The sequence below is a fragment of the Achromobacter sp. B7 genome (assembly GCF_003600685.1).
Classification (GTDB): domain Bacteria; phylum Pseudomonadota; class Gammaproteobacteria; order Burkholderiales; family Burkholderiaceae_B; genus Achromobacter; species Achromobacter spanius_B.
Window position 1 is genome coordinate 6,227,936 of the sequence record NZ_CP032084.1, and the last position, 8,617, is coordinate 6,236,552.

At 62.5% G+C, this 8,617-nt stretch carries 9 protein-coding genes; 4 read left to right on the plus strand and 5 right to left on the minus strand.

Features of this window, described 5'->3' with window-relative positions:
• The first annotated feature begins 34 nt into the window (after positions 1–34).
• Genes DVB37_RS28220 through DVB37_RS28235 form a run of 4 tightly spaced genes read left to right on the plus strand, consistent with a single transcriptional unit; the run spans position 35 to position 3,763 of the window.
• Positions 35–943, plus strand: coding sequence for a TauD/TfdA family dioxygenase (locus DVB37_RS28220; protein ID WP_046806082.1), 909 nt, complete (start codon positions 35–37; stop codon positions 941–943).
• A gap of 51 nt (positions 944–994) precedes the next feature.
• Positions 995–2,032, plus strand: a complete 1,038-nt coding sequence (locus DVB37_RS28225; RefSeq protein ID WP_370512720.1) for an ABC transporter substrate-binding protein — start codon at positions 995–997, stop codon at positions 2,030–2,032.
• A gap of 1 nt (position 2,033) precedes the next feature.
• Positions 2,034–2,870 (plus strand): ABC transporter ATP-binding protein, encoded by an 837-nt coding sequence (locus tag DVB37_RS28230; RefSeq protein WP_120157356.1) that lies wholly within the window; start codon positions 2,034–2,036, stop codon positions 2,868–2,870.
• Positions 2,871–2,884: 14 nt separating this feature from the next.
• Positions 2,885–3,763, plus strand: coding sequence for an ABC transporter permease (locus DVB37_RS28235; protein ID WP_120157357.1), 879 nt, complete (start codon positions 2,885–2,887; stop codon positions 3,761–3,763).
• A 99-nt stretch (positions 3,764–3,862) separates the two neighbouring features.
• Here the strand turns inward: DVB37_RS28235 and DVB37_RS28240 are convergent, their stop codons facing one another.
• From DVB37_RS28240 to rpmH, 5 genes are all read right to left on the minus strand, one after another.
• Positions 3,863–5,308: a catalase gene (locus DVB37_RS28240; RefSeq protein WP_120157358.1), complete on the minus strand. Its 1,446-nt coding sequence runs from the start codon at positions 5,306–5,308 to the stop codon at positions 3,863–3,865.
• A gap of 282 nt (positions 5,309–5,590) precedes the next feature.
• A complete protein-coding gene (gene yidC / locus DVB37_RS28245) occupies positions 5,591–7,270 on the minus strand; it encodes a membrane protein insertase YidC (RefSeq protein WP_046806087.1) in 1,680 nt (559 codons plus the stop codon).
• A gap of 48 nt (positions 7,271–7,318) precedes the next feature.
• On the minus strand, positions 7,319–7,591 hold the full coding sequence (yidD, locus tag DVB37_RS28250) for a membrane protein insertion efficiency factor YidD (RefSeq protein ID WP_082134561.1): 273 nt from the start codon (positions 7,589–7,591) through the stop codon (positions 7,319–7,321).
• Entirely contained in the window at positions 7,591–7,962 is a 372-nt protein-coding gene (locus DVB37_RS28255) for a ribonuclease P protein component (protein ID WP_046806088.1), read from the minus strand. The genes yidD and DVB37_RS28255 overlap by 1 nt, the downstream gene beginning before the upstream one ends.
• Before the next feature lie 115 nt (positions 7,963–8,077).
• A complete protein-coding gene (gene rpmH / locus DVB37_RS28260) occupies positions 8,078–8,212 on the minus strand; it encodes a 50S ribosomal protein L34 (protein WP_003816025.1) in 135 nt (44 codons plus the stop codon).
• Positions 8,213–8,617: the final 405 nt, after the last annotated feature.

An 8,617-nucleotide genomic window follows, 5' to 3' on the forward strand; every position in this document is an offset into this window, starting at 1 on the left:
TCCAGATAGGCCGCAAGGCAACACGGAGCGATCGATGTCCCAGAGCAACGCCCTGCGGCGCGAAGTAGACGCCGCCCCCGCCCTTCGGGCGCAGTCATTTGATATCAAGCCCCTGCCCGGCCCCGTCGGCGCGGAGCTCATTGGCCTGGATCTGTCTCAGGCGCTGACCACGGCGGACTTCTCTCGCGTGCATCAGGCGCATCTGGACCACCACCTGTTGGTGTTCCGCGACCAACGGATCACGCCGCAACAGCATATCGATTTCAGCCGCCGCTTTGGTCCGCTGATGATCCATGTGCTGCATCAGTTTCATCTGCCTGGCCATCCCGAAATCCTTACCGTGTCCAACATCGTGGAAGACGGCAAGCCCATCGGCCTGGGCGATGCGGGCAAGTACTGGCATTCGGATATTTCATACAAGGAATTGCCCAGCCTGGGCTCGTTGCTGCACGCGCAGGAGCTGCCCTCCGAAGGCGGCGATACCTTGTTCGCCAACATGCACCTGGCGTATGACACGCTGCCCGCGGCGTTGCGCAATGCCATCGTCGGCAAGCGGGCCGTGCACTCGTACCTGGCGCAGTACGGGCAGCTGCAAAAAGAAGGCAACTGGCGGCCTAACCTCAGCGCGCAACAGATTGCGCAGGTGCAAGAGGTGGTGCATCCGGTCGTGCGCACGCATCCCGAAAACGGCCGTCGCGCGTTGTTCGTCAGCGAAGGATTCACGACGCGCATCGTCGGACTGCCCGAAGACGAAAGCCGGGCGTTGCTGGCGGAACTGTTCGCGCATAGCGTGCGCCCCGAACACATCTATCGCCACCGTTGGCAGCCGCACGATCTGGTGTTCTGGGACAACCGCTCGCTGATCCATCTGGCGGGCGGCACGCCGGACCACCTGCGCCGAAAGCTGTACCGCACGACCATCGAAGGCGATGTGCCGTTCTGAAAACGCGCCGGCGCCGACACAAAGCACTTATCCACAGGGAACACCATGCGCATGTCATCTGCACTTCGGGATCGTCTGATCCAAACCGCTACCGGCGCGGGTCTGGCGTTGGTCTTGGCGGTGTTGGCGCTGGCCTCGCCCACGCCGGCCATGGCCGAAGGGCGCATCCGCATCGCGGAACAATACGGCATCGTGTACCTGCTGCTGAATGTGGCGCGCGACCAGCAACTGATCGAAAAGCACGGCAAGGCCGAAGGTGTGGATATCTCGGTTGAATGGGCAAAGCTGTCGGGCGGCTCGGCTGTGAACGACGCGCTGTTGTCCGGGGCGGTGGATATCGCGGGCGCAGGCGTGGGACCGCTGCTGACGATTTGGGACCGCACGCGCGGCAAGCAGAACGTGAAGGGCGTGGCGTCGCTGGGCAATTTTCCCTATTACCTGGTCACCAACAACCCCAATGTGAAAACCATTGCCGACTTCACCGACAAGGACCGCATCGCGGTGCCCGCGGTGGGCGTATCGGTGCAGTCGCGGGTATTGCAGCTGGCGTCGGCCAAGCTCTGGGGCGACGCGCAATTCAACAAGCTGGACAAGATTTCCGTGGCGTTGCCGCACCCGGATGCCGCCGCCGCCATCATTGCGGGCGGCACCGAAATCACCGGGCATTTCGGCAACCCGCCCTTCCAGGAGCAAGAGCTGGCCGAAAACCCCAACGCGCGCATCGTGCTCAATTCCTATGACGTGCTGGGCGGGCCCAGTTCGTCCACCGTGTTGTTCGCCACCGAGAAATTCCGCCGCGACAATCCCAAGACGTACAAGGCGTTCCAGGCGGCACTGAAAGAAGCGGCCGCGTTCGCCGCCGCCAATCCCGAGAAGGCCGCCGATACGTATTTGCGCGTGACCGGCGCCAAACAGGACCGCGAGTTTTTGATCAAGGTCATCAAGAACCCGGACGTGCAATTCAAGCTGGAACCGCAGAACACGTACGCGCTGGCGCAATTCATGCATCAGGTGGGCGCCATCAAGAACGCGCCGGCCAGCTGGCGTGACTACTTCTTCGACGACGCGGTGACCGCGCAAGGAAGCTGACATGTCATCGATCGCGCCCGGCCCTGTGGATAACGTTCAAAAAGCGTCGCCCTTGCTGGCTGTGGATAAGGTGACGATCGAATATAAGACGCGTGAAAGGCGCGTGCGCGCCACGCACGAGGTCAGTTTTGACGTGCATGCAGCGGATCGATTCATTCTGTTGGGGCCGTCGGGTTGCGGCAAATCGACGCTGCTCAAGGCCGTGGCCGGCTTCATCCCACCCACGGATGGCCGCATCGCGATTGATGGGCAGGCCGTGACGGGGCCCGGGCCCGACCGCATTGTCGTCTTCCAGGAATTCGATCAGTTGCCACCTTGGAAAACCTTGCGTCAGAACGTGGCGTTTCCGCTGGTGGCGTCGCGCAGGCTGGGGCGGCGCGAAGCGGATGAACGCGCCATGCACTATCTGGACAAGGTGGGTCTGGCTGCGTTTGCCGACGCCTATCCGCACACGCTGTCGGGCGGCATGAAGCAACGTGTGGCGATTGCGCGGGCGTTGGCCATGCAACCGCGAGTACTGTTGATGGACGAGCCCTTTGCCGCGTTGGACGCCCTGACGCGTCGACGCATGCAGGAAGAACTGATGGCGCTATGGGATGACGTGCGCTTTACCTTGCTGTTCGTCACGCATTCGATCGAAGAGGCGCTGGTATTGGGGCGCCGGGTGCTGTTGCTGTCACCCCATCCGGGTCGGGTGCGGGCGGAACTGAATGCGCACGCCTATGGCTTGCAGACGCAGGGCTCCGCCGGCTTTCAGGCTGCCGCGCGCCGCATCCACGACCTGTTGTTCGAATCGCCGGCGGCTTCCCCTGCGGTGGCCGAGCGCGCGGCGGCTTAAGGCTGGGGCGACCGATGAATACGCTACACGCCGCCACGCCCCCGATCCGCGCCGAGGTGGAATACGACCTGCCGCCCTTGCCCGCGCAGACCGCCCAGACGCCCCTGCCCTGGCAAGAGCGGCTGTGGCGGCACGCCGCCTTGCGCAAAACGTTCATCCTGGTGTTGCTGGCCTGCGTGTGGGAGCTGGCGGCGCGCTATACCGATAACGACCTGCTGCTGCCCGGCGCGTGGCAGACCGCGCAGGCGTTCGCCCAGGGCATTGCCAACGGCGAGCTATTGGCGCGCGCCGGCCAGTCGTTGCGCGTCTTGGTGCAGGGTTATCTGGCGGGCGTGGTGCTGGCCTTCGTGCTGACCACGCTGGCCGTGTCGACGCGCTTCGGCCGCGACCTGCTTTCCACCTTGACGGCCATGTTCAACCCGCTGCCGGCTATTGCCCTGCTGCCCCTGGCGCTGCTGTGGTTCGGCCTGGGCGAAGGCAGCCTGGTGTTCGTGCTGATCCATTCCGTGCTGTGGGCGTTGGCGCTGAACATGTATGCGGGCTTTCTGGGCGTATCCGAAACGCTGCGCATGGCAGGCCGCAATTACGGGCTGACGGGGCTGCGCTATGTGTTGCAGATTCTGGTGCCGGCCGCGCTGCCGGCGATCCTGGCCGGGCTGAAGATTGGCTGGGCATTCGCATGGCGCACGTTGATTGCCGCGGAACTGGTCTTTGGCGCGTCCAGCGGCAAGGGGGGCCTGGGCTGGTACATCTTTCAGAACCGCAACGAGTTATACACAGATCGCGTGTTCGCCGGGCTGGCCGCGGTGGTGGTTATCGGCCTGCTTGTGGAAAACCTGGCGTTCGACACGTTGGAGCGTTTGACGGTGCGGCGCTGGGGCATGCAGCGTTAAATAAAAAGGGCGATTCCGTGTGGAACCGCCCTTTTTTCTCGTGCCACGGGATGGCAGCTTGCCGGGCTTACAGGCTTATCGCTCTATCGCCTTATAGCGTTACAGCGTCAGCCCCAGCGCCTTGGCCACGCCCGCCGCGTAGGCCGGATCGGCCTTCTTGAAGTGTTCCAGCTGACGGCGCTGGATTTCTTCCGGCACGCCCGCCATGTGGCGGCCGATGTTGCCGAACAGCAGCTCCTGCTTTTCCGGCGTCATCAGGCGGAACAGATTGCCCGGCTGCGAGTAGTAGTCGTCATCCACGCGATGGTTCCAACGTGCCGCGGCCTGGCCGTCCAGCGCCAGCGGCGGTTCGCCGGCGGACGGCGTTTCCTTCCACTCGCCGGCGCTGTTGGGCTCGTAGTTCAGCGTGCCGCCCACGTTGCCGTCGACACGGCCCGCGCCGTCGCGGTGAAAGCTGTGGAACGGGCAGCGCGGCGCGTTCACCGGAATCTGGTGGTGATTGATCCCCAAGCGGTAGCGGTGCGTGTCGCCGTAGGAAAACAGGCGTCCCTGCAACATCTTGTCCGGCGAAAAATCGATGCCCGGCACGATGTTGGCCGGCGTGAAGGCGGCCTGCTCCACTTCCGCGAAATAGTTTTCGGGGTTCTTGTTCAGTTCCAGCACGCCCACTTCAATCAGCGGGTAGTCGCCATGCGGCCAGACCTTGGTCAGGTCGAACGGGTTGATGTGATACGTCGCGGCTTCCGCCTCGGGCATGATCTGCACCTTCAGCGTCCACTTCGGGAAGTTCTTGTTTTCGATGTTCTCGAACAGATCGCGCTGCGAGCTTTCGCGGTCATGCGCAACGACCTGGGCGGCTTCTTCGTCGCTCATACAGACCACGCCCTGCTGCGACTTGAAGTGGAACTTCACGTAGAAGCGTTCGCCGTCCTTGTTGACGAAGCTGAACGTGTGCGAGCCAAAGCCGTGCTGCTGGCGCAGGTTGGCGGGAATGCCGCGGTCGCTCATCAGGATGGTGACCTGGTGCAGCGATTCGGGGCTGAGCGACCAGAAATCCCAGGCGGCGGTGGCGCTGCGCAGGTTGGTCTTGGGATCGCGCTTTTGCGTGTGGATAAAGTCGGGAAACTTCAGCGGGTCGCGGATGAAGAAGACCGGAGTGTTGTTGCCAACCAGATCCCAGTTGCCTTCGTCGGTGTAGAACTTGATGGCAAAGCCGCGCACGTCGCGTTCGGCGTCCGCCGCGCCGCGTTCGCCGGCCACGGTCGAAAAGCGCAGGAACAACGGAGTTTGCTTGCCGACCTGCGAAAAGATGCTGGCGCGCGTGTAGCGCGAAATGTCGTGCGTGACGGTGAAGGTGCCGTAGGCGCCGGAGCCCTTGGCGTGAACCACGCGTTCGGGGATGCGTTCGCGGTCGAAGTGGGCCAGTTTCTCAATCAGCCAGAAGTCCTGCAACAGCGCGGGGCCGCGCGGGCCGGCGGTGAGCGTGTTGTTATTGTCTGCCACCGGGGCGCCTGAGGCGGTGGTCAGATTCTTCTTGTCGGTCATAGCACACTCCGTACGTAATTCTGGGAGGCGCGAGCCGGTGCGGGCCCGTGCCGTGTTGTGGATACTGCCCGACGCGTGGCGCAGGGCAGTATGTGGGACACATCATAGGGGCCAAGGTTGCGTTTGTGAAGTTGATTGAAACAGCATTGTCGATTATTAAAACCTATCGACTATGGACTCATCTCCAGGAACGGTCTGTGGCGCCGGGACGCCCGGCGCGCATAAAAAAACCGGCCACAAGGACCGGTTTTTTTGAGACTTCAAAGGTCAGGCGGATCGGATTTACCGGTTTGCCGCCGCTTCGGTCTTGCGCTGCATGGAGCGGGTGATGGACCACTGCTGCGCGATCGACAAGGTGTTGTTCACGCACCAGTACAGCACCAGGCCGGCCGGGAAGAAGAACATCATCCCGCCAAACACCAGCGGCATGATCATCATGACCTTGGCCTGGATGGGGTCCGGCGGCGTGGGGTTCAGTTTGATCTGCAGGAACATGGTGGCCATCATGATGGCGGGCAGAATGAAGTACGGGTCACGGATCGACAGGTCATGGACCCACAGAATCCACGGCGCGCCGCGCATTTCTACGCTGGCCAGCAGCACCCAGTACAGCGAGATGAACACCGGGATCTGCACCACCATCGGCAAGCAGCCGCCCAGCGGGTTGATCTTTTCGGTGCGGTACATCTCCATCATGGCGGCGTTCAGCTTTTGCTTGTCGTCGCCGTACTTTTCCTTCAGGGCTTGCAGGCGCGGGGCCACTTGCTTCATGCGAGCCATCGAGCGGTAGCTTGCGGCGGCCAGCGGGAAGAAGATGGCCTTGATCAGCACGGTCAGCGCCACGATCGTCCAGCCCCAGTTGCCCAGCAACGAGTGCAGCCAGGTCATCAGCGTGAACAGCGGCTTGGCGATGATGGTCAGCCAACCGTAGTCGACCACCAGTTCCAGGCCGGGGGCGAGCGCCGCCATGGCTTTCTGGTCTTGCGGACCGACCCACAGGTGCGAGTCCACGCGCGAGGCCGAACCGGGGGCGATTTCGCCAACGGCTTCAATGCTGCGGGCGGCGTACAGGTTCTTCTGGACTTCCAGCAGTTCGTTCGTACGCGGCTTGCCTTGCGGCGGCACCCAGGCAGTGGCGAAGTAGTGCTGCACCACGGCGATCCAGCCGTTGTCCGCCTGCTTGATGTAGTTGGCCTTTTTCTTCTCGATGTCGCTGAACGTGCTCTTCTGGAACTTGTCCTGCTCGGAGTAGACGGCGAAACCGGTGAACGTGTGATAGAAGCTGGACGTGTCGGCCGGGTCGTTGCCGTCGCGTTCCAGCTGCAGGTACAGCGCGGGCGTGACGGGGGCGGAACCGACGTTGGCCAGGTCGTGGCGCACGTCAATGTCGTAGCGGCCCTTGTGCAGGGTGAACGTCTTGGTGACCTTCACGCCACCCGATTCACCTTCGAACGACACGACCAGGTTGTCGCCGGTCATCTGGCGTTCGGTGGACGTGACGCGGAAAGGCGTCTGGTGCGTGGGGAAGCTCTGGCCATTGGGCGCGCCGACCACGCCGGACTGCACGACGTAGTTCAAGCCAGCCGAACGGTCCAGCAGCACGGTGGGCTTGTCGGCCTGGCCGGTTGCCGGGTACTTCAGCAGCTCGGCGCGCACCAACTGGGCGCCCATGGTGTCGAACGTCAGGCGCAGCACGTCCGTAGTGATGACGACTTCTTCCGAACGCGCGGCAGCGGGTGCGGTGGCGCCGGGCACGGCCGACGGCGCGGTGGCCGTGGATGTGGGGGCGCTGGGCACCGAAGGCGTGGCGTTATTGGCGCCGGCCTGCGGTTCAGCCGTGCTGGCCGCGGGCGTCGGGCCCCCGAACAGGGACGGCTTGCCGTTATGGATTTGCCAGTTGTTCCAGAGGAGCAACAGCGAAAAGGAAAAAATCATCCAGAGGACGGTTCGTCGGATATCCATGGTGCCTACTGAAGTGAATACGGGCCAGCAAAGCCCGCCAGTTTAGCGTCAATCGTGCTCGGTGCGGTGGCTGTGGGAGCAGCACGGGGGGCCATTGGTTCCCTTGGATTGCGGAACCGGATCCCAGCCGCCGGGCGACCACGGATGGCAACGGCCTATGCGCCGGACCGCCAACCAAAAGCCGCGCCAGGCGCCATGGCGTTCGATTGCTTCAATCGCGTACGCCGAGCAAGTGGGGGTAAAGCGGCACTGCCTGCCGATCCAGGGACTCAGGAAGAACCTGTAGAACCGGATCGGAAGAATGAGCAGTGCTTTGAAAATCATCGCAGGATCCGCTCAAAGTGAGCGTCCACTTCGGCTCTGACCAAGCGTTTTAGCGAGGTGAGCGAAGTGGGCGCGACTTTGCTATGCAAACGCACGACGTAGTCCTTGGCCGGCAACGCCAGACGCCGGTGGCGGAACGCTTCGCGGATGACCCGCTTGATGGCGTTGCGCGTACTGGCGTGGGCGGCGAAGCGCTTGGCGATGATCAGCCCCAGTCGTGCACAGGCATCCTGGCCGGGGGGCAGATCATTGGGAGCCGAAGTCACAATGAATAACGCCCCTCGAGCAAGACGCCGGCCTTTCAGGGCAGCGGCGAACTCGGAGGGGCGATGCAGCCGCGCCTCCGGGGGAAGCGTGGAGCGCGGCATGGACTGCGGGTCAGGCGTTTGCGCGGAACCAGAACGAGATTGCGAGAGGTCTTGCAATATGGCCGGTCCGTGCAAATAGTCAGGTTTTTCCGGAAAGGAACCGGAAAACCAGAACTTAGACAGCCAGACGCTTGCGGCCCTTGGCGCGGCGGGCGTTCAGGATGGCGCGGCCAGCGCGGGTTTTCATGCGCACGCGAAAGCCATGGGTGCGCTTGCGGCGGGTGACGGAAGGTTGGTAGGTACGTTTCATGGACGATCCACAAAAAGAACAAAAGTCAGAAGGGACCTGCCCGGAGGGTTCCAGGTCGCGGATTCAGAAGCGGGTATCTAGTGAGCATTTTTGCAACATGTGCAAAAAACAACGCATAGACGGGGCTCTGGACAAGGGATTTCTCCCCAGGCGACCTATTCAGCAAAGCTAAAAACCGGACAGTGCAGTAAGCGCCCAAACCTATGAAAGGAGGGTACTTGCCACAACTCCGGCTAAGCTCTCTGTGAAACCTTCTGACAGACAGAATTCGGAAAAGCCCACCATTTCAGCAAGTTTTCCCTGTCTTGTCAAACAGTTAAGCCAGGGCAGTGTAGACGCTTATGTCCTACCCTGTGGATAACCCCAGCCCAGGCAAGGTAGAATCGAGGTTTGAATAAGAGCGAC

Excerpts from the sequence above, each read along its gene's own strand:
- DVB37_RS28220 (WP_046806082.1), top strand. The coding sequence starts at position 35 with ATGTCCCAGAGCAACGCCCTGCGGCGCGAAGTAGACGCCGCCCCCGCC.
- DVB37_RS28225 (WP_370512720.1), top strand. The coding sequence starts at position 995 with ATGTCATCTGCACTTCGGGATCGTCTGATCCAAACCGCTACCGGCGCG.
- DVB37_RS28230 (WP_120157356.1), top strand. The coding sequence starts at position 2,034 with ATGTCATCGATCGCGCCCGGCCCTGTGGATAACGTTCAAAAAGCGTCG.
- DVB37_RS28235 (WP_120157357.1), top strand. The coding sequence starts at position 2,885 with ATGAATACGCTACACGCCGCCACGCCCCCGATCCGCGCCGAGGTGGAA.
- DVB37_RS28240 (WP_120157358.1), bottom strand. The coding sequence starts at position 5,308 with ATGACCGACAAGAAGAATCTGACCACCGCCTCAGGCGCCCCGGTGGCA.
- yidC (WP_046806087.1), bottom strand. The coding sequence starts at position 7,270 with ATGGATATCCGACGAACCGTCCTCTGGATGATTTTTTCCTTTTCGCTG.
- DVB37_RS28255 (WP_046806088.1), bottom strand. The coding sequence starts at position 7,962 with ATGCCGCGCTCCACGCTTCCCCCGGAGGCGCGGCTGCATCGCCCCTCC.
- rpmH (WP_003816025.1), bottom strand. The coding sequence starts at position 8,212 with ATGAAACGTACCTACCAACCTTCCGTCACCCGCCGCAAGCGCACCCAT.